The organism is Halobacterium wangiae (assembly GCF_021249345.1).
GTDB classification, from domain to species: domain Archaea; phylum Halobacteriota; class Halobacteria; order Halobacteriales; family Halobacteriaceae; genus Halobacterium; species Halobacterium wangiae.
On sequence record NZ_CP089588.1, the window covers coordinates 1,543,059 to 1,563,711 of the forward strand.

Here is a 20,653-nt window from a genome sequence, read left to right on the forward strand (position 1 = left end):
GTACTTAGCAATCCAGCGGGCTGTCGGAGAATACTGGGATCTCCGACAGAAACTCTCCGTTTCACCCTCGAATCGACCCGGTTGAGGGAACGATTCCAGAATTTCCGTCGCACCTCTCGAGATAGGTGACAGCGACGATGCAGATGAGGGATTACGACGACCAAGACGGTCGCAAAATCTGGCTGAACAAAGAAGAAGCAATGGAGTTCCTGAACACGGTCGCGGACACCGAGAAGTGTATCGCATTCACCCTAGAGGTGCGCTGTGGGATGCGCTGCAAAGAGATCGTGGATTACGCCGAGTTCGGTTCTCAGTCCTGCCCTTGTTCGTCTCCGCCAGCATCAGGCAACGTGAACGAAAACGTCGTCCCCTCGCCTGGTTCGGATTCGACCCAGATATCGCCGCCGTGGCGCTCGATGATGCGTTCACAGAGTGCCAGACCGAGTCCTGTCCCAGGGTGTTCGTCGCGACTGTGTAGGCGCTGGAACACCTCGAAGACGCGTTCCTGGTTCTTCGTGTCAATGCCGATTCCTTCGTCACTGATCGAGATGGCCCACTCGTCGCCGTCGCGTTCTGCCGCCACGTGAATTCGCGGTGGGGCATCACCGCTGTACTCGATGGCGTTGTCCAGGAGGTTCTGGAACACTTGGCGCAACTGGCTGGCGTCCCCTGCCACCGTGGGGAGGTCTTCGATGGTGATGTCGGCGTCGCGTTCCTCGATTTTCACCCCGAGGTCCTCGCAGATGTCGGCGACGATGGTGTCTAGGTCGACGGGTTCGAACGGGTTGCCCTGGGTCTCGACTCGCGAGTACGCCAGGAGCCCCTGTATCATGTCCCGCATCCGCTCGGCGCCGTCGACCGCGAACTCGACGAACTCCTGACCGTCCCCTTCGAGATCCTCGGTGTAGCGGTCCTCCAGCAACTGGAGGTAGCTGGAGATCATCCGGAGCGGTTCCTGAAGGTCGTGGGATGCCGCGTACGCGAACTGCTCGAGGCGCTCGTTCGACTCCTCGAGTCTGCGCTGGTACTCCTTCTGGTCCGTGATGTCCTGCACCACTACCATCCCCGCGTATATCTCGCCGGCAGCGTTCCGTACTGGGAGCGTGTGCGCCAGCAGGTCCCGGTCTGGCAGGTCGACCTCGAACGTACTCGACTCACCCTCGAAGACCGCGTGGAAGTTCGGCTCGATGTCCGTGACGAGGTCGTCGGGATACCGGGCGTAGATGTTGGTGCCGACGACATCCGCTGAATCAATCCCGAGGTCCTCTAGGAGTTCGCCACCGACGATATCGTAGGTGAGGTTCTCGTTGAACAGCCCGACGGAGCCGCCAGGGAAGTTGTCGACGAGCGTCCGGTAGCGGCGTTCGCTCTCCTTGAGTTCGCGTTCGCGATTTCTCTGCTCGGTGACGTCCTGTGACACCCCGAGGGCAACGAACACGTGACCGTCATCGTCAAAGACCGGAACAATCCGGATTCTGTAAATACGGTCGTTGGACTCCACTTGGAACGTGCTCGACTCCCCATCGAAGGCGGCCTCGTAGCGGGGGACGAGTTCGTCGGCCAATTCTCGAGGGACGGCTTCGCTAACCTGTTTCCCCTCGATATCCTCTGCGGGGGCGCCGGCCTCTTCGAGGGGTTCGCCGCCGACGGTCTGGTAGGTAAGGTCCTCGTCGACGAGAGCCACGGCCCCGTTGGGGAAGTTGTCGACGAGCGTCCGGTAGCGGCGTTCGCTCTCCTCGACTTCGCGCTCGCGCTTCCTGCGCTCAGTGACTTCCTTGAACGTGAAGATAGCGCGTTCCAGCTCGCCGTCCTCGTTCCACTGGGGAGCACCGTTGACTGACACCCAGACGCGTTCTCCGGACGGGCGGTGGAGGCCGATAATCTGGTCGTGTATCTCCGTTTCCTCCGCTACAATGCGGTCGAACGGTGCCTCGCCCGCTTCGAGGGGCTGGCCGTGTTCGCCGACGAGCCCCCACCGCGAGTCGTCGTGCGTGAACTCGTTTATTTCCTCGCGAGAGCGGCCGTAGATCTCCTCCGCACGTTCGTTCGCGAACGCCAGCGTGCCGTCGCCGTCGACGACCGTGATACCGACCGGGCTCGTCTGGACGATTCCCTCGACGACATCCCGGTTCCCTAGGAAATCCTCCTCAGTTGTGCCCCCGGGATCTCTCATACACACTGTCAAGGGCTGCACCGTGTAGAACCCTACGCCCGTATCCCCGTCACGTGTGGCGATTGATAGTTGCTGTCCTTCGTAGACCGAATCCCACAGGAATCGTTCCGAACCGTGGTCAGTTTCTTCTTATCCCTCGTCGGACTCCTGCTCCTAATTGGACCGTGAGCGACCGGACGCCCACTGAGCGAGTCCCTCCCTTCAAGACAACCTACGGGCAGAGCGACTGCGGGACACTCCGTTGTAGCCTCCGAGGTACACGGTGTCTCAGTCGGCCGCACAGGCACACTCGCCGGTACACCCGCAGCTCTTCGCTCCGAGGAGGCCAGGGACCTTGACGTACATGACGACACCTACAATCACTCCCGTGCCTGCTAGGAGGACACCGGGGAGCGTTCCGAGGGCGTTGATTGCGGCTGGGTCCGGGGGAAGCACTGCACCGATACTGAAACCGATAACCACGGCCGCGAGGATGCGCACCAGCTTTGGCGTAATGAGATTGCTTTGGCGGATGTTCATGGCCTATCCACTGAAGGACTGATGATAGAATACTTAACAGTTACTCCTGCCTGAAGGGTGTTTTCTCCTTGTATCTAGACTCTCTACGAGCGTGAGCCACCAGGTCACCACGGCCCTGGTTTGTATTCACGGGCGAAGATGACCGTTCCGTAAGGCGATCGGCAGAATCGCTTTACGCCTCGCTGGCCCTAGGTCGGGTATGTCGTCATCGGGCCCCTCCAGGGATGACTATGGTGAAACGCTCGCCCTCTTTGACCAGCGCGATGACCCAACTGAACCCCTCACGACACCAGAAATCGCAGACTCGCTCGAAACGGCCCGAGAAACCGTCTACAAACGCCTCGAAAACCTGGTGAGCCGTGGTAAGCTAAAGTCAAAGGACATCAGTGCCGATGCCCGTGTCTGGTGGCGACCACACACGGACAGCAAGTCCGTCGGAGTGTCTGAGGCCGAGATTACTGAATCAATTGTTCGCCAGCTATTCGAGAACGCCCCTAACCCCTATCTGATTGTACAACCGGACGAGTACGAAATCGTGGCCGTCAGCGACACATACTTAGAGGCGACCATGACCGAGCGTGAAACGATCCTCGGCCAGACACTATTCGAGGTCTTCCCAGCGGACCCTGAGGACCCCGACCCAGAAGGCGCCCCTCGGCTGCGACGCTCGCTTGACCGGGTCACCGAGCAGCGCGAGGAAGACGTCATGCCAGTGACGCACTATCCTGTTCCAGACCGCGACGCCACAAATAACCAGTTTGAGGATCGCTGGTGGAGCCCGGTCAATACTCCCCTATTCGATGCGAGGGGGAAGCTCTTGTATATCATCCACCACGTTCAGGACGTCACGCCACTCGTTGAAACCTCCCCGGGAGAAGATGGAGTGGATCTAAGCGACGAACTAGAAGTGGAGAAGTCTCACCTCACGGCGGATATGCTTCTGAAGAGTCGGAAACTCTACGAAGCCCGAGAGGAGGCGTACGAGCGGGAAAAGCAGCAACAAGCCGTTGCCGACCTCGGGCAGGTCACCCTCGAATCAAGCGACCTCGACGCTCTCATGAACGAGGCTGCCCGTACGGTCGCCGACGCCCTTGACGCCGAGTACAGCGCCGTCTTCGACCTCGAAACCAACGCCGAGGCACTCCTACTCCGGCAGGGAGCCGGCTGGGACGAGGGAGTCGTCGGGAACACGAGGATGGAGGCTGTCGAAGCGGAGTCTCAAGCCGCGTACACCCTGGAGAACGACTATCCCATCGTCGTTGAGGACTTACACACGGAAACACGATTCAGTGGGCAGGCCTTGCTGACGAACCACGACGTCCGGAGTGGCATCAATACGGTTATCGGGCCGTGCGAGGACCCATGGGGAATCCTCAGTGTGCACGATCCAGAGCCCCGGGAATTCAGTGAGGACGATGTCTCTTTTGTGGTGAGTGTGGCGAACATTCTCGCGGAGGCGATCGAACGCGAGCAATACGAGACCCGGTTGGAACGCTTGATCCGGAAACTGGAGGAGTCAAACGAGCGCCTCGAGCAGTTCGCGTACGCGGCGTCCCACGACCTTCAGGAGCCACTGCGGATGGTTACCAGCTACCTCAAGTTAGTAGAGTCCCGGTACTCCGACGAGCTCGACGAGGACGGCGAGGAGTTCATCAAGTTCGCGGTCGACGGAGCTGAGCGGATGCGGGCGATGATCAATAGTCTGTTAGCGTACTCACGGGTCGAAACGCAGGGCGACCCGTTCGAGACCGTGGACCTCGACGTCGTGGTCAAAGATGCTCTGGCTGATCTCCAGTTTAGAATTGATCGACACGACGCCGAAGTTGTCGTGGGAGAGTTGCCCGTAGTCCGAGGAGACGGGGGGCAACTGCGGCAGGTATTCCAGAACCTGCTCGACAATGCAATCGAATACAGTGGAGAGAAGACGCCCTCTGTCGAGGTTTCGGCCGAACGCGACGGCAACGAGTGGGTGATCTCGGTGGCCGATGAGGGTATCGGTATCGATGAGGACGATGCAGAACGTGTCTTCGAGGTGTTCCAGCGCCTCCACTCGCGTGAGGCCCACTCGGGAACGGGGATTGGGCTAGCGCTTTGTGACCGGATTATCGAGCGCCATAACGGCGACATCTGGATTGAATCTGAATCTAGTGAGGGCGCCACATTCTCGATGTCGCTCCCCCCAGTACCGGAGTCGGAGAGCGAACCACGGTAATCGGGCTCGCCCGCTGGGAGTCGAAAATACGGTCCACTAGTCTTGGAGTTCTTTTTGGAGGTAGCTGATTGGGTAGATACTGGTTGCACCGGGGGCGTTGAGTCGGAATTGTTGTGGGGGCGTGTTCCGACTATACGTCTTATCCACCCGGGGCTTGCCCGTACTGGGATTGTAGAGTGTTTCGAGTACTTCGTGGGCGTCTTCTCGATTCAGCACGACCCAGATCGCCTCCACTGGGTCACACGACGCCATCTTATCGTAATCATTCACGATGGCTTCCGCGCGGTCGTGATTGATGCGTTCGGCCTCAACCACGACCACAATCTCCCCATTCGCGTCCAGGCCCGCACAATCGAGGCGATGCCCATCTCCTAGTTCGTAGTATGTCTGGACCTCGACCACCTCCGAATCCGGGTCTTCCTGGAATTCTTGGACGAGGAATCGTCGGGCGGCCTCGTTCAAACAGACGTGCTGGGCGGACTCCTCAAGGTCACCAGCACCATGGCCGTAGTCGATTCCCTCGCGATAGGCTTCACCAATGACCGAACGTCCCTCCGGTGGAACCGAGTATAATCGGTGTGGGTGGTCGCCATCGCGTCGCAGCACACCAGCCTCAATCAACTCCTCGAGCTCCCCCGCTTCGATTCCGACGTACTCCTGTAATCGGAGCATGCTGTCCCCGACGATATCGTACTCCAGTCGGTCGTACCGGAGTTGCTGGGCATTATACACCGCCTGCAAGAACAATAACTGAGGAATCGACCACGGAGAGTCAGTGATTTCACTCGGGGCGAGTTTGAGGTTGAACTCACACACCGGAATGTTGTCCCGCTTCACATCGCCCATTGAGTAGCAGCACTCGATGGCGCGACGCAATCCCTCGATGGAGGGGTCGTACCGGTTCTGGCACCGACTACACCTGAGCGCGTGCGCCTGCTCATCATACGCCACCACCCTCGGGAGGCGCTTCGTATACGGTAAGAGCGAATCAACACGCGTAACCGACTGTGTACTCACGGACTCTTCGTCCTCAACCTCGTCTCCGTCTTCCTCTTTGGTGTCCGATTCGTCGTCCACTTCCTCATCAGGGTTGGTTTGTGGGAGACCAGCTTCTCGTAGCGTCCGTGATTCTGCGTTTTCGAGTGCAGCCTGGAACCGGGCTTCCTCACTCTCCGAAAGTGGGGCGTCGCTTGCGGGGTGGCCGTTTGGTGCGGGGAGTGATTCCGTGAGGAATGGCCTGGGTGTCGCTTCGTCGAACCCCGAGCCCGGTCGCACCAACCAATTCCCACGCCTTAGTGCGCTCAGACGCCGCGCCACCGCCTCCGGCGGCATTCCCTCCGTCGCCAGGACCTCTGCGAGGTCGTCCCTGACGGAGACGTTCCCAACGATGAACGTGGCCGTCTCATTGAGCGCTTCAAGATACGTCTCATTCTCTGGGTCAGGCGAATCGAGTTGCCGGGGAAACTGCACGCCAAGCGTCATCGACAACTCGAATGAGCGACCCTGGGAGAGGAGGGTGTCGACGAGTGAGGTATCAGCAACGTCGGCGGCCTCCTCGAGATACACATTCACCAACGCGACCTCGGACTCAGGAGTGTTCTGTGAGCGGGCTTTGAGCGCACTCCAGAGATTCGAGAGCAACGCAAGTGTCAGCGTACGCTTCACCCCCGCCTCCATGCCACCGAAGTCGAAGACAATGACCGAATCCTCACTGATGCACTCAGAAAAATCAAAACGAGCCCCCTCCCCGTTCTCGGCGGTGTGTTCGAATAGTGGGCCGAGTCGGCCGTCTGTGGCGATGCTGTCTGCCCGGCCGATCGCGCCGGTCATGACCTTCTGGAAAATATCGCGGTCGCGCTCAAGCAAACTCTCAAAATACGTAGCGAGGCGGTCATCAGAAACCGGGGGTGTCGCACGTTGTTCTTGAGTGCGACGCAACGCCGCATACAAATCCGCATGCGAGAACGAATCCTCACCGTGAATCGGGTCGAAGAGGGCTTTAACGTGATTCCGGAGGACTTTCACGGATTCCTGGGCCTGCCCGTACTGCTCTGCACCCATCACGCCTTGGAGGAGTTCTTCGTAGTGGCTTGCCTTTCGTGAGCGTGCTTCCTCGTGGGGGACACCCGCCTCGAGGAGACGGGTGATATCGAAGAACGTGAGCGCAGGCAACACCCGAGTGAAATCAAAGTAGTGGACGTCCTCGAGGTCGCCGTAGGCCGCGAAATGCGCTCGGAGGTATTCTAGTGCGGTGCCCCCGCCTTTCGTATCGAAGACGATCGCCGGGCCATCCGTCGCGATTGTATTCGTGAGCATCGCGGTACACTGCAGGACGGATTTACCCGACCCAGTGTCACCAACCACGAGGACGTGGCGAGTCTGCTGGGCGGGCGGCAGTATGAGTGGGTGGCCGTAGGGCTGGCGGTCGCGCGTAAGCGGCATACCAAGTGCCATACCCGGCCCGCGATACCTGCCTAGAAGTTCTGGGGGTGGCAATGGAATCCCGATTCGCTCCGGGGACCGCGTTGCCAGCGCGCGTCGACCACTGGGAGTGAGGCCAGCACCCCCAAGGAGGCAGAAACCCGGGAGCTCCTCGGGGGCGACGATGAACCCCGTGCTTTCGTGTGGAACCCACGGCAGGTAGCTTCGCTTCGCATCATAGGATACTCGCCCGACGAGACGGTCACAGACTGCTTCGAAGATCTGGGTTCCCGGTGGATACCCTGGTCCAGCGTAGAGTTCGTCGTCAGTAGTCACCCTACCCGTGATGGTGTGGGTCTCACCGCCTATTGATGCGAAGACGCTCCGGAGTCGTTTTGCTGCACTATCGGCATCGGTCGGTGACTCGTGGGTGAGTGCCACCGCGCGTGCACTCATTCGGAAGGTGCGCCGGAGCGTCCGCCCTCGAATACCTTCGATTCGGTGTTGATCAGCTCTTGGGGGCGTGTAGGATGCTTCGGTCTCGTCGTCTCTCGGAACGATGGCTTCGAGAACGCGATCTTGGACCGTCCCGAGTCCACGCTCTAGGTCGTAGATTGTACTATCGGCCTGAGTCGTCCAGTCACCACCAGGACAACAGACGGCCTGATAGATGACCGGGACGTCGACGTCCTGCATCGTCTCGACTAGTGTGGCCAATGGAATCCGCCGAGACTCCGCTTGTGTGGGGTGCCCGCGTGACTGGGTGTGTCGCTTCGATGGCGTACGAGGTTCGTTGGCGTTCGTGAAGTCCTCGAATGACCTCAGGGGTGTCTGCCAGTCGTCCCGGCGTACAGTACGGCCGCGGTAGGTGACGCCCGCAACGTAGGGGGGACCTCGCGTACCCGCGGAATGCGTAGCACTGGTGTTGGTGGTTGAGTTGTCTGGTCGTGTTTGTGGGAGTGAACGTGGGAGGTGTTCTTCGATGTGCCGGGGGTGCCATTGGGCTTCTCGTAGCTCGTAGGTGTTGGGCAACGCAGTCCGCAGAACGCTCTTGAGTTGAGAGAATAGGTCTGCGTGTGTCGTCCCGGCGAGATAGCGGATGGTCGTATCTGGTCGCCCGTCAGAGACGAGGACCCATTCTATGAGTGGTGTTTGTGATGAACGACCCAGGACCGCGCGAATCCCGGTTTTCGTCTCGCTGTCGAGGAGTGCGTGCAGGGAGTCCATCGCACGCCCAATCGTTCGTGCGTCGAGTGGAGTCTCGGACGGACGAATCTCGAGGTATGTACGAGGGGTCACCGACTCAGGCGGTGCTTCGAGTTCGGAGTAATGTTTGAGTGGGAGCGCTGACTCGGCTTCTTCGACGATATCTGGGTGGGCGGTATCGGGTTCAGTATTAGGAGTATTTGGGGTCGACATATACGGGGGCCATCTGGGCTGATTTTCGGGGTAGCGAGTCAGCCCACTCACTAGGGGGTAATTAGTTGCATTTCTGTTGAACAGGACAGTCAACGCCCGTGAACACTCCGCTCGCGCGGATTATCCCACTCTCAGTGGTTTCCTGGCTCGGGTGAAACCCGACGCGCATGTCTTTCTGGGTGACAGGGCCAGCGCGCACTTGTGCCGAGACGGAAACCCCCGTCAGTGACACACAACGGCCAGCGCGAGAATCTCGCCCGTCGAGGAGTCCCCCTGTGGGGAAGCCTGTTGGGCAGACGAGGATTCCACGCCGTCTACGTAGCAATGATTGCTCCCACTATTCTGGTCTTCTCTCCTTTTTAGACCCTGATGTCAGCACCGAGTTCGGGTGCCCGAGCATCGTATCCGTCCCCGCGGAGTTCCGACGCGAAGTCGGCACAGCGATCCCCGTGATTGACGAGAACCTGGCTCCCGCGGTACTCGTCGAGGAACGACAACAGGCCGTCGCGGTCGGCGTGCGCAGAGAAGTCGTGGCTCTCGACCTGCGCGGCGACGCGACGGTGGCGGCCGTCGAGTTCCGCACTCCCGGTCTCGAGGAGTTCGCGGCCGGGCGTTCCCTCGACTTGGTAGCCCGTGAACGCGACCTTGTGCTGGGGGTTGCCTGCGATGGCGGGGACGTAGGTCATCGCGGGGCCGCCCGCGAGCATCCCGGCGGTGGTGACGATGGCGGTCTGCTTCTCGGCGATGCGACGCCGCTGGCCGTTCCGCGTGCTCGCGTCGACGAAGCGCGCGTGGCCGCAAGCCCGGCCGAAGGCGTCGGGGTCGCGGAGGAACCCGGGAGTCTCCCGGAACCGCCTGGTGACCGCGACCCCCATGCCATCGACGTAGCACGGCACGTCGTGGGCATCGCAGACGAGCATCGCCTCCTGGGTGCGCCCGATGGCGAACGCGGGGACGACGACGGTGCCGCCCTCGTGGATGGTCTGGGTCACCGAGCGCGCGAACCCCTCCTCGACGGTCGCGCGGTCGGGGCGGGTGACGTCCGCGTACGTGGACTCACAGAGAACGATGTCCGCGTCCGGGCGCGCGGTCGTCCCTGAGAGTAGGCGCTGGTCTTCTGTGTTGAAGTCGGCGGTGTACAGCAGGCGCGTGTCGCCGTCGTCGACGAGGACGTGGGCGCTCCCGGGGATGTGACCGGCGTTGAAGAACGTCACCTCGTGGCCCGCGGCGTCGAAGGACTCCTCGTAGTCGTGGGTCTCGGAGACTTCGCCGAGGCGGGCGACCTCGGTGTGCGTGAACGGGCAGTCGTAGCGGCCGCCGCGGTCGTTCCACTTGTGGTGGTCGCCGGGCGCCATCCCTTGGAGTTTGAGCGTGTCTGTCGCGAGGAGGCGTGTGAGGTCCCGGGTCGGCGGTGTCCAGTGGATGGGTGGGCGGCGGTCGCCGGAGAGGAGTGCGGGGAGGAGGCCGACGTGGTCGAGGTGGCCGTGGCTGGCGACCACGGCGTCGGGGTCGACGGAGTCGACGGGGAACTGCGGTGGGGTGCCGGACTGCATGCCGTAGTCCAGCAGGAGGCGGTCGTTGACGAGGATGGCGCTCCGACCGACCTCACGGGCGCCGCCGAGGAACCGGATCTGCATTGGCGGGGTGTAGTGTGGCGGGGCGTTTCATGCCGTCGGTCCGCAGCGCTCGCCGACCGCAGACTGTTCCTGACCTGACCCTCGAACCCCCACCGCGGCTCTGCGCGGGGTTTAGGGGGTTCGCGGACGTACCTCCGTACATGAACGAGTCCTATTCGAGACGACAGTTCGTGGCTGGCGTCGGCGTCGCAAGTGCAGTGGCACTCGCAGGTTGTGGAGGTAGCGGCGGGGACGGCGACGGTGGCGGCGAGATGACCGACCCAGGGGGCGGTGGTGGCGACGAGACGACGGAGACGACGGAGACGACGGAAACGACCGAAACAGGGGGCGGCGGTGGCGGCGGGAACGTCGTCGCCGCGGGACCGGACGGGGAACTGGTGTTCGAACCCGAGGAGATCACCGTCTCGAGCGGGGACACCGTGACCTGGGAGTTCGAGAGCCCGAGCCACAACGTCTCCGCGTGGCCGGAGATGGACGATCAGGTGTCGATTCCGGAGGGTGCCGAGGGGTTCGGGACGATGCCGGAGGACGGTGACCCGTACGCCACCGTCGCGCAGGGCGAGACGTTCGAGCACACGTTCGAGACGACCGGCGAGTTCACGTACGTCTGCGTGCCGCACGCGGCGTCCAACATGGTCGGCACCGTCGTCGTCGAGTAACGCACCCCCAACCGCACTCCACGCGAGCCGGTCTCCTTCTCGAACGCTACCGATACTCACTGGAGCCTGTGGGGGTCCACACGCGCCTTACCAACGACCTCACTAACATATTCGGCCGCGTTCCCGACTTCCTGTACTCTGCTTGCTGGTTTACGTGGAACCCACTCTGAGGCCCAGACGAGGCAAGAGTATGAGGGAACACTCACGACGTACGTTCCTGGCATCGGTAGGTGCAGCGAGCGCGCTCGCGCTCGCGGGCTGTTCCTCCGGGTCCGGGGAGAGCGACGACGGCGGTGGCGACACGACGACCACCGCGTCCGACGACTCCGGGAGCAGTGGTGACTCGGGGTCGTTCACGGAGACCAGCACCGTCGAGATGAACGACGAACTCGCGTTCGCGCCGAAGCAGATCCAGGTGTCGGCGGGGACGACGGTGACCTGGGAGAACGTCGGTGCGGTCGCCCACTCGGTCACCGCCTACGAGGACGAGATCCCCGACGGCGCGGCGTACTTCGCGTCCGGCGGGTTCGACAGCGAGAGCGCCGCCACCGACGCCTACCCCGACGAGGGGAACATCGAGGAGGGCGGCACCTACGAGCACACGTTCGAGACGACCGGCACGTACGAGTACTACTGCATCCCCCACGAGATGAACGGGATGGTCGGCACTATCAAGGTGGTCTGAAATGACAGATTCGCCGTCCGACGGCACCGACAGCACCGAACTCGACCCCGAGGCGGTCGTCGAGCGACACGAACGCCAGATCGAGGACCTCCTCGCCGAGGTCGACGAACCGACTCCACGGGGCGACGACTCGCCGACGCTGGAGCTGGCGGGTCTCGAACTGAACCGCCGCGACTTCGTGAAGGCCGGCGTCGCGACCGGCGCGATGGCCGGGCTCGCGGGCTGTTCCGGCGACATCATCAACCGAGGCGGCTCGGGCGGGAACTCGAACAACGGTGGCAGCCAGAGCGGGTCGGCGCCCGACCACAAGGTCCCGCCGGGCGAACACGACGAGTACTACGGCTTCTGGTCGGGCGGCCAGTCCGGCGAGATCCGCATCGTCGGCATCCCGTCGATGCGCGAACTGATGCGCATCCCGGTGTTCAACAAGGAGGCCTCCCGGGGGTACGGCTTCGACGACGAGACCCGGGAGATGCTGGAGGGCGCCGGCGACTACACGTGGGGCGACAACCACCACCCCGTCCTCTCGGAGACGGACGGCGACTACGACGGCGAGTACCTCTGGGTGAACGACAAGGCCAACGGTCGCATCGCCCGCGTGAGCCTGAAGTACTTCGAGACGGACGCCATCACGGACGTCCCGAACGTCCAGTCCGTCCACGGCTGCGCCGTCCAGAGCCCCGACACGGGCTACATCTTCGGGAACGGCGAGTTCCGGACGCCGCTGCCCAACGACGGCCGCGACGTCCACAACCCGGAGAAGTACACCGCGCTGTTCTCCGCGATCAACCCGCAGACGATGGAGACGGAGTGGCAGGTCGAGGTCGACGGTAACCTCGACATCGTCGACACGGACAAGGACGGCCGCTGGGCCATCGCGTCGGCGTACAACTCCGAGGAGGCCACCGAGGTCTCCGGGATGACCCACGACGACCGCGACTACGTGAAGGCCTTCGACGTGCCCCAGATCGAGAAGGCCGTCGAGGCCGGCAACTACCGCGAGGTCAACGGCGTGCCGGTCGTCGACGGCACGCAGGACAGTTCGTTGAACAGCGGGGACAGCCCCATCGTGCGCTACATCCCGACGCCGAAGAGTCCGCACTGCGTCGAGGTCGGGCCGGACGGGAAGTACGCGTTCATCGCCGGCAAACTGTCGCCGACGGTGACGATGCTCGACATCGAGGCCCTGGACTCCTCGAGTGACCCCGACGACGTCGTCGCGGGCCGGCCGAAGGTCGGTCTCGGTCCGCTGCACACGACCTTCGACGGCAACGGACACGCGTACACGTCGCTGTTCATCGACTCGCAGGCCGCCAAGTGGGACATCGAGGCCGCCGTCGACGCCGAGGCCGGGTCGACGGACCCCGTCATCGAGAAGCAGGACGTCCACTACAACCCCGGCCACATCCAGGCCGTCGAGGCGATGACCACCGACCCCGACGGCGAGTGGCTGGTCAGCCTCAACAAGCTCTCGAAGGACCGGTTCCTGCCGGTCGGCCCCATCCACCCGGACAACGACCAGCTCATCCACATCGGCCAGGGTGACAAGGAGATGGAACTCGTCGCGGACCACCCGGCGTACCCCGAACCCCACGACTGCGTGTTCGCCCACCGGGACAAACTCGACCCCGCGACGACGTACGACAAGGCCGACTATGAGGGCGAGAAGGAGTTCGTCAAGCAGTCCGACTCGGGCGTCGAGCGCACGGGCGAGCGCTCCGTGGACGTGAAGATGTCCTCGATGCGCAGCGAGTTCGGCCTCAAGGAGTTCACGGTGAAGGAGGGAGACGAGGTCACGTTCACCGTGACGAACATCGAGGGTGTCCGCGACATCATCCACGGTGTCGCCATTCCCGAGTACGACGTCCACCTCGCCATCGCACCCCAGGACACCCGGTCGGCGACGTTCACCGCGGACGAACCCGGCGTGTACTGGTTCTACTGCACGTACTTCTGCAGCGCACTCCACCTGGAGATGCGCTCGCGGATGATCGTGGAACCGCGCGACTGACGACACTCGACGGTCGGCCACCGGGGCCGACTCGAACGTCGGCCCATCCGGCCGGCGCCGACGACTACCGGCGGTCGCCCGGGGTGCGGTGCGGGACGGCGTGCTAGTATCTGGCGCCGTCCCCACTGTGGCCCGCGTGGCCGTCACCGGTGGTTCGTCAGACGAACCCCGGACGAGGTGACACCATGGACTACGAACTCCCCAAGCGGACGGCGTTCTACCAGCTACGTCGGGGGCTGCCGGTGCTGGCGGCGCTGCTGTTCGTCGCCGCGCTCGCGCTCCCGATGTGGCGCATCAGCGTCGACGCCGTCCAGTACCCGAGTACGACGCTCCACCTGCAGCTGTACGCCTATCCGCGCATCACCGGCGACTACGTGGAGATGGCGAATCTGAACAAGTACATCGGGTTCTACTACCCGGATCCGGTGTACTGGCAGCCGAACTACGAGCCCCACCCCCGGGCGGTCGACGTCCCCGAGTGGTCGTTCGGGCCGCTCGCGTTCGTCGCCGTGTCGGCGTGCAGCGTCTTCGTCGCGCTCGCGCCGACCACCCGGAAGCTCAAGCGCGGGCTCACCGCGCAGTTCGTCGGCACCACTGCGGTGTTCGGCGTCATGCTCGCGGACATCCAGTACCGGCTCTACCAGACCGGGCACACGCTCGACCCGGCCGCGCCGGTGATGGGCGTCGAGGGGTTCACGCCGCCGCTCTGGGGGAGCTACCAGGTCGCGAACATCACGAGCCACTCCCGGTTCGGGCTGGGCGCGTACCTCTCGATGGTCGCCGTCGGCCTGCTCGCGGTGGCGTTCTACTACCGCGACCGGGACACCACACCCGGGGACCTCTGGGCCGCGCTCGCGCGCCGGTTCGGCGACGACGCGCCAGAGGATCCCGCCCACGCCGAGGAACCGGGTGGGAGGTGAGCGCCCGTGACTGACCGCCGTTTCGAGCGCGGCTTCGCCGCCGTCACGGCGGTGTTGCTCGTCGTGAGCGTCGGCGCCGTCGTCGCCAGCCCCACAGCGGACCCCGGGACCGACCGCAGCGTCGACTTCGACGCGGACGTGCCCGCCGAGTACGACTTCTCGGCACCGCCCGACGAGGGCCACGCCAGCGTCGACGGGGAGCGCTTCGACACGCTCGCCGGCGCGCTCGACGCCGCCGCCCCCGGCGACACCGTGCGCGTCCAGGGCACCGTCGACGGCGACGTCAGCGTCGACACACGCGGTGTCACCATCGTCGGCGCCTCCCCCGCCGAGTCCGTCGTCTCCGGGACCGGCGACGGGACCGTACTGACCGTCAACGCCACCGACGTCACCGTCCGGGACGTCTGGGTCAAGGACGCCGGCTACTCCACCACCGACAACGACGCCGCCGTCTGGCTGGCCGGCGCGAACGCCACCGTCGACGGCGTCCGCGTCACGAACACGACGTTCGGCGTCTGGGTGGACGGCGCCACGGACGCCACCGTCCGGGACGCCACCATCGTCGGGCGAGCGTCCATCGAGCGGTTCTCCGACCGCGGCAACGGCATCCAGCTCTGGGAGGCCCGCGACGCCGTCATCGAGAACAACACCATCACGGACGTCCGCGACGGCGTCTACTTCTCGTGGAGTTCGGGCGTCACCGCCCGCGAGAACACGCTGTGGGACCTCCGCTACGGCGTCCACTACATGTACTCCGACGACAACCGCCTCGCGAACAACACCGCGTTCGGCAACGACGTCGGCTACGCGCTGATGGTCTCCGACAACCTCGAGATCGTCGACAACGTCGCGGTCAACAACTCGGGGACCAGCGGACACGGCATCCTCCTGAAGGAGGTCGACCACACCCGCATCGCCCGCAACGACCTCGTCGGCAACGGCAACGGGCTGTTCGTCTACAACTCCATGGACAACGACGTCACGGACAACCTCGTGCTCGCCAACGACGTCGGCGTCCACCTCACCGCGGGAAGCACCGACGCCCGCGCCCACGGCAACTCCTTCGTCGACAACGACGACGCGATGAAGGCGGTCATCGGCCAGCAAGTCGCCTGGAACGGCAGCGACCGCGGGAACTACTGGGACGGCGCCCGACCCGTGGACGTCGACCACGACGGCGTCAGCGACGTCCGGTTCCAGGCGACCGGCGTCCTCGACGACCTGAGCCACAGACACCCGGAGGTGGAGGTGTTCGCGTCGAGCCCGGCGTTCGACGCCGTGCGACTGGCGACGCGCTCCGTGCCGCTGCTCGAGACGCCGGGCGTCGTCGACCACCACCCGCTCGCGGCCCCCGCACACGACGACTGGAGGCGATACTATGAGTGAGATCGAACTCAGAGACGTGGCGAAGCGCTACGGCACCGTCACCGCCCTCGACGGCGTCTCCCTCTCCGTCGACCGCGGGGAGACGTTCGGCCTCATCGGCCGCAACGGGGCCGGCAAGACGACGCTGTTCAAGATGCTCGTCGGGCACGCGACGCCGGACGCGGGCAGCGTCTCCGTCGGCGGGCTCTCCCCGAACGCCGGCACCGCGCTCCGCGAGCGCGTCGGCTACCTGCCCGAGCAGGCCGGCTTCCCGCCGTCGTTCACGGGCCGGGAGGTGCTCGACTTCCACGCGCGCGTCCGCGACGTCCCCGGTGACGTCCGGGCCGAGCGCGTCCAGCAGGTGCTCCAGACGGTCGGCCTCGCGGACGCCGCCGACCGCCGCGTCGGCGGCTACTCCAACGGGATGAACCGCAGGCTCGGCCTCGCAACCACGCTCGTCGGCAACCCCTCGGTGCTCCTGCTGGACGAACCGACCGCCGGCCTCGACCCCGCGGGCGTCGCGGACTTCCACGAGATCGTGGAGACGCTCTCCCGGGAGACCGCCGTCACCATCGTCGTCACGTCCCACGTGCTCAGCGAGATCGAGCGCCTCTGCGACCGGGTCGCCATCCTCGACGAGGGGACGGTCACCGTCGAGGGCGACGTCGCCGACCTCCGACGCGCCGCGGGCGAGCGCGTCTCCGTGGTCGCCACGGTCGAGGACGCCGAGAGCGCCGCCGACTACCTGGCAGACAGCGCAGGCGTCGTCGCCGTCGCCGCGGACCCGCCACAGCTCCGCCTGAAGTGCGAGCGCGCCGCCGTCTTCGACGTGCTCGACGACCTGCGGAACGCCGCCGAGGTGGCGGACGTCGAGGTCGCGGAGCCAGGGCTCGACGCCGTGTTCCGGGACTCCGTCGCCCCCGACCGCGGCCTCACGGGAGGTGAGCGCCGATGACCGACGACGAGACCGCCACCACGGACGGCAGCGGCGTCTCGAACGCCGGCGTCGAACTCGGCCTCGAGACCGAGCGCCGGACCGCCACCGGGACAGCGTCGACGCTCCGCGCGGCCGCAGTCGACACGGCCCTCGTCGCCGTCCGGGAGTACCGCCTCGCGGTCCGGCGCCGCTGGGCGCTCGGCATCGCCGTGCTGTTCGCGCTGTTCTCCGTCGCGCTCGTCTTCCTCGGCGGGTCGGCGGTCGGCCCCACGCGGGTGGGCGCAGTGCTCGCGAGCTTCGCGCAACTCGGCGTCTACGTCGTGCCGCTGGCCGCGCTCGCGGTCGGGATCGACACCATCGTCGGCGCCGACGAGAGCGGCTCCCTGGAGATGCTGCTCGCGCTCCCGCTGTCGAACGCCGCCGTCGTCACCGGGACGTACCTCGGGCGGGCCGCCGCACTCGCCGGCGGGATGCTCGTCGGCTTCGCCGTCGGCGGCGCACTCCTCGTCCGGTTCGCCGGCCTCGGCGTGCTCGGCTCGTACGCGACCGTCGTCCTCACGGCGGTCGGCGCCGCGCTCGCGTTCCTCGGCGTCAGCGTCCTCGCGTCCACGCTCGCGAGCGAGAAGACCCACGCGCTCGGCGCCGCGCTCGCCGCGTGGGTGTGGTTCGTCCTCGTCCACGACCTCGTCGCGCTCGGCCTCGTCGCGACCTTCGACCTCCCGCAGTGGGTCGTCGCGGCCGCCGTGCTCGCGAACCCCGCGGACCTCTTCCGCGTGTTCGTGCTCCGCGGCGTCTCCACCACCGCCGGCGGCATCGCCGGCGTGCTCACCGGCACCGGTCTGACGACGCCCGTACTCCTCGCGGCGCTGGTGGCCTGGATCGTCCTGCCGGTCGGCGGCGCGGTGCTCGCGTTCCGCCGTCGGTCGGTCTGACCACCGGCGATCCGACTCCATCCCCTACTATGACACGACACACAAATCGACGCGCGTTCCTCGCGACCGGTGCCGCAGCGCTCACGACCGCACTCGCCGGCTGTACCGTGCTCGGCGGCGCCTCCGGAGACCAAGAAGCCGGCCCGAAACCCGACCCCGTCGACCTCTCGGGCGGCAAGGCCGACGACCAGGGCGGGATGCTCATCGGCGAGCACTTCGGCCCGAACGGCCAGATATTCTACGCGGACCACAGCCCCGAGGGCCACGACAACCCCGCGTGGTTCCACACGCTCGCCGTCGGCCTGTTCCCCTACCACTTCGCGCGGGAGCAGCAGGGGTGGACCGCCGACGCTATCTACGTGACGGACTACTCGACGGTCGACTACGACCTCACCGAGCGGAAGGGTCGGCAGTACATCACCAGCCACACGGCCGCCGACACGTTCGGCGACGCCGAGGCGCTGACGTACGTCGCCGGCAGCCGCGTCCACGGCGGGATGGGCACGGAACTCCTCCCGTTCTCCGACGACAGCGACGCCTCGGAGTTCGTCAGCACGCACGGCGGCGAGACGGTGGCCTTCGACGACATCGACCGGGAGTTCCTCCAGTCCTCCCGGTAGCCGGTCACTCCTCTTCGGCCCACGCCGTCACGCGGAACTGCCGGTAGCCGCCGTGGGACGCCTCGAGAGCGCCCATCCACCAGTTCCAGCGCTCCGCAGGCGTCCCCTCGGGCGCGTCCGAGAGCTGCTCGAGGACGACGTCCGCCGTCAACTCCACGTCGAGGTCGTCCTCCAGTTTCCCCGCGTCCACGAGGTCCCCCGCAGCCCGTGCGACCGTGCGCCGCTCGGCTGGTGTCCCGCCGAACGCCTGTCGCAGGTGGAGCATGAGAACTTCGCGGTCCATCAGGCGGAACTAGGGCACCGCGTGGCTTCAACACTCGGGTGGGGCGGATTGGGGTAACGTTACCACTGTGGAAACCCAAGCTCACCTCGATGTCCGACCTCGACCTCACCGACGTCGACTGGACCGTACAGTACATCGACGGCGAGTACGTCCCGCCGACCGACGACGACACCCTCTCCGTCGAGGACCCGTCGACGCGCGAGCAGTTCACCGAGGTGCCCGCGGGCACCACGGACGACGTCGACGCCGCCTACGAGGCGGCCGCGGCCGCACAGGAGGCGTGGGCGGCGAAACCGCCCCAGCAGCGCGCCTCCGTCGTCCGAACCGTACAGGACCTCCTGAAAGAACACCGCGACGAGGTGCTCGACCTCCTCGCCGCGGAGTCCGGGTCGACGCGCACCAAGGGGATGGCCGAGTTCTACACCGCCGTCGGCATCTCCGGCGAGGCCGCCTCCTTCCCCACACGGATGTCCGGTGACCACCACGAGTCGACGGTCGCCGGCAAGGAGAACATCGTCGTCCGCGAACCGAAGGGCGTCGTCGGCGTCATCTCGCCGTGGAACTTCCCGATGCACCTCTCGACCCGCGCGGTCGCGCCCGCCATCGCCGCCGGCAACAGCGTCGTCCTGAAGCCCGCGACGAACACGCCCGTCACGGGCGGGCTCCTGCTCGCGAAACTGTTCGAGGCTGCCGGCCTCCCCGACGGCGTGCTCAACGTCGTCACCGGTCGCGGGTCGGAGGTCGGCGACCGTGTCGCCGGCCACCCCGAGGCCGACGTCGTCGCGTTCACCGGGTCCACCGAGGTCGGCAAGCACGTGGCCGGCACCGCGGCCCAGAACCTCGCGACGCCCGCGATGGAACTCGGCGGTAACAACGTCCACGTCGTCACCGAGGACGCCGACCTCGACCGCGCCGTCGACGGCGGCGTCTTCGGCTCGTTCCTCCACTCCGGGCAGGTCTGCATCTCCGTCAACCGCCACCTCGTCCACGAGGACGTCTACGACGAGTACGTCGAGCGACTCACCGAGCGCGCTGACTCGCTGCCCACCGGGAGCGCCCACGACCCCCAGACGGTCGTTGGCCCCATCATCGACGAGTCCCAGCGCGACCAGATTCTCGACTACGTCGAGGAGACCGTCGATGCCGGCGCCACGCTCGAAACCGGCGGCGGCCACGACGGCCTCGTCGTCGAACCGACCGTCCTCTCGGACGCTACCAACGACATGGCCGCCGCGTGCAACGAGCACTTCGGCCCCGTCGCCCCCGTCATCCCGTTCAGCGACGACGACGAGGCCGTCGAGATGGCCAACTCGACGGACTACGGCCTCTCCGGCAGCGTCCACGCCGGCGACGTCGGCCGCGCCCGCGACATCGCCGACGGCATCGACACCGGGATGGTCCACATCAACGACCAGCCCATCAACGACGAACCCCACGTCCCCTTCGGCGGCGTCGGCGACTCCGGCATGGGCCGGTACAACGGCGAGGCGGTCCTCGAGGAGTTCACCGAACAGAAGTGGATCAGCGTGCAGCGCGACGAGCGGGACTATCCCTTCTAAACGCACTTTTTCCAGCGCTCGGGCGGCCTGAGGCCGCCCTCGCTTGCAAATACGTGCGGAAAAAGCACTCCTCGTCGTTCGAAAGACGGCTCGCCGTCTTTCGTGATGACGAAAGGCGCTTCGCGCCTTTCGAACCACTCCCGGTGGTCGCTCGTCGGCCCGCGCCTGCGGCGCGGTGAACCGACGACGTTCTGGGGCCTGACGGCCCGCTCGGTCGCCGGATGCTAGCCGCTTCCGGCTGTGTCCCTGTCTGGTTCCTGCGTAGGTTCAAGTAGGAGAGCGGGACCAACCCGGGCTATGC

The 20,653-nt window shown here is 65.2% G+C and carries 15 protein-coding genes; 10 read left to right on the top strand and 5 right to left on the bottom strand.

Annotated features, from left to right (window positions below; all coding sequences use genetic code 11):
- Positions 1–310 precede the first annotated feature (310 nt).
- Together LT965_RS08375 and LT965_RS08380 are read right to left on the bottom strand one after the other, a co-directional pair.
- On the bottom strand, positions 311–2,173 hold the full coding sequence (locus LT965_RS08375) for an ATP-binding protein (protein ID WP_232703564.1): 1,863 nt from the start codon (positions 2,171–2,173) through the stop codon (positions 311–313).
- Between the two features lie 267 nt (positions 2,174–2,440).
- Positions 2,441–2,692 (bottom strand): hypothetical protein, encoded by a 252-nt coding sequence (locus tag LT965_RS08380; RefSeq protein WP_232703565.1) that lies wholly within the window; start codon positions 2,690–2,692, stop codon positions 2,441–2,443.
- Between the two features lie 199 nt (positions 2,693–2,891).
- Here LT965_RS08380 and LT965_RS08385 point away from each other — a divergent pair, with 199 nt between their 5' ends.
- Positions 2,892–4,904 carry a PAS domain-containing sensor histidine kinase gene (locus LT965_RS08385; RefSeq protein ID WP_232703566.1) on the top strand — a complete coding sequence of 671 codons (2,013 nt, stop codon included), beginning with the start codon at positions 2,892–2,894 and terminating at the stop codon, positions 4,902–4,904.
- Positions 4,905–4,940: 36 nt separating this feature from the next.
- Here LT965_RS08385 and LT965_RS08390 read toward each other — a convergent pair whose 3' ends face one another.
- Positions 4,941–8,021: an ATP-binding protein gene (locus tag LT965_RS08390; protein ID WP_232703567.1), complete on the bottom strand. Its 3,081-nt coding sequence runs from the start codon at positions 8,019–8,021 to the stop codon at positions 4,941–4,943.
- A gap of 1,082 nt (positions 8,022–9,103) precedes the next feature.
- Positions 9,104–10,381: an MBL fold metallo-hydrolase gene (locus LT965_RS08395; RefSeq protein ID WP_232703568.1), complete on the bottom strand. Its 1,278-nt coding sequence runs from the start codon at positions 10,379–10,381 to the stop codon at positions 9,104–9,106.
- 140 nt (positions 10,382–10,521) lie between these two features.
- On the opposite strand from LT965_RS08395, the gene LT965_RS08400 reads away from it, so the two are divergent.
- From LT965_RS08400 to LT965_RS08435, 8 genes are all read left to right on the top strand, one after another.
- A complete protein-coding gene (locus LT965_RS08400; RefSeq protein ID WP_232703569.1) occupies positions 10,522–11,040 on the top strand; it encodes a plastocyanin/azurin family copper-binding protein in 519 nt (172 codons plus the stop codon).
- A 190-nt stretch (positions 11,041–11,230) separates the two neighbouring features.
- Complete coding sequence (locus LT965_RS08405) at positions 11,231–11,725, top strand: plastocyanin/azurin family copper-binding protein (protein ID WP_232703570.1); 495 nt, start codon at positions 11,231–11,233, stop codon at positions 11,723–11,725.
- A 1-nt stretch (position 11,726) separates the two neighbouring features.
- Positions 11,727–13,736: a TAT-dependent nitrous-oxide reductase gene (gene nosZ / locus LT965_RS08410; protein ID WP_232703571.1), complete on the top strand. Its 2,010-nt coding sequence runs from the start codon at positions 11,727–11,729 to the stop codon at positions 13,734–13,736.
- 185 nt (positions 13,737–13,921) lie between these two features.
- The gene (locus LT965_RS08415; RefSeq protein WP_232700297.1) at positions 13,922–14,656 is read left to right on the top strand and encodes a hypothetical protein; all 735 of its coding nucleotides are present in this window, start codon (positions 13,922–13,924) and stop codon (positions 14,654–14,656) included.
- A gap of 6 nt (positions 14,657–14,662) precedes the next feature.
- Positions 14,663–16,042: a nitrous oxide reductase family maturation protein NosD gene (gene nosD / locus LT965_RS08420; RefSeq protein WP_232700298.1), complete on the top strand. Its 1,380-nt coding sequence runs from the start codon at positions 14,663–14,665 to the stop codon at positions 16,040–16,042.
- Positions 16,035–16,976 (top strand): ABC transporter ATP-binding protein, encoded by a 942-nt coding sequence (locus LT965_RS08425; protein ID WP_232700303.1) that lies wholly within the window; start codon positions 16,035–16,037, stop codon positions 16,974–16,976. Before nosD ends, LT965_RS08425 begins: the two co-directional genes overlap by 8 nt.
- Positions 16,973–17,890: an ABC transporter permease gene (locus tag LT965_RS08430; RefSeq protein WP_232700304.1), complete on the top strand. Its 918-nt coding sequence runs from the start codon at positions 16,973–16,975 to the stop codon at positions 17,888–17,890. The genes LT965_RS08425 and LT965_RS08430 overlap by 4 nt, the downstream gene beginning before the upstream one ends.
- A gap of 29 nt (positions 17,891–17,919) precedes the next feature.
- Positions 17,920–18,510, top strand: coding sequence for a nitrous oxide reductase accessory protein NosL (locus LT965_RS08435; protein ID WP_232700306.1), 591 nt, complete (start codon positions 17,920–17,922; stop codon positions 18,508–18,510).
- A gap of 4 nt (positions 18,511–18,514) precedes the next feature.
- On the opposite strand, the gene LT965_RS08440 is transcribed toward LT965_RS08435, so the two are convergent.
- A complete protein-coding gene (locus LT965_RS08440) occupies positions 18,515–18,793 on the bottom strand; it encodes a WNWW family protein (protein WP_232700307.1) in 279 nt (92 codons plus the stop codon).
- Between the two features lie 89 nt (positions 18,794–18,882).
- Here LT965_RS08440 and LT965_RS08445 point away from each other — a divergent pair, with 89 nt between their 5' ends.
- Positions 18,883–20,352 carry an aldehyde dehydrogenase family protein gene (locus tag LT965_RS08445; RefSeq protein ID WP_232700308.1) on the top strand — a complete coding sequence of 490 codons (1,470 nt, stop codon included), beginning with the start codon at positions 18,883–18,885 and terminating at the stop codon, positions 20,350–20,352.
- The last annotated feature ends 301 nt before the right edge of the window (positions 20,353–20,653 follow it).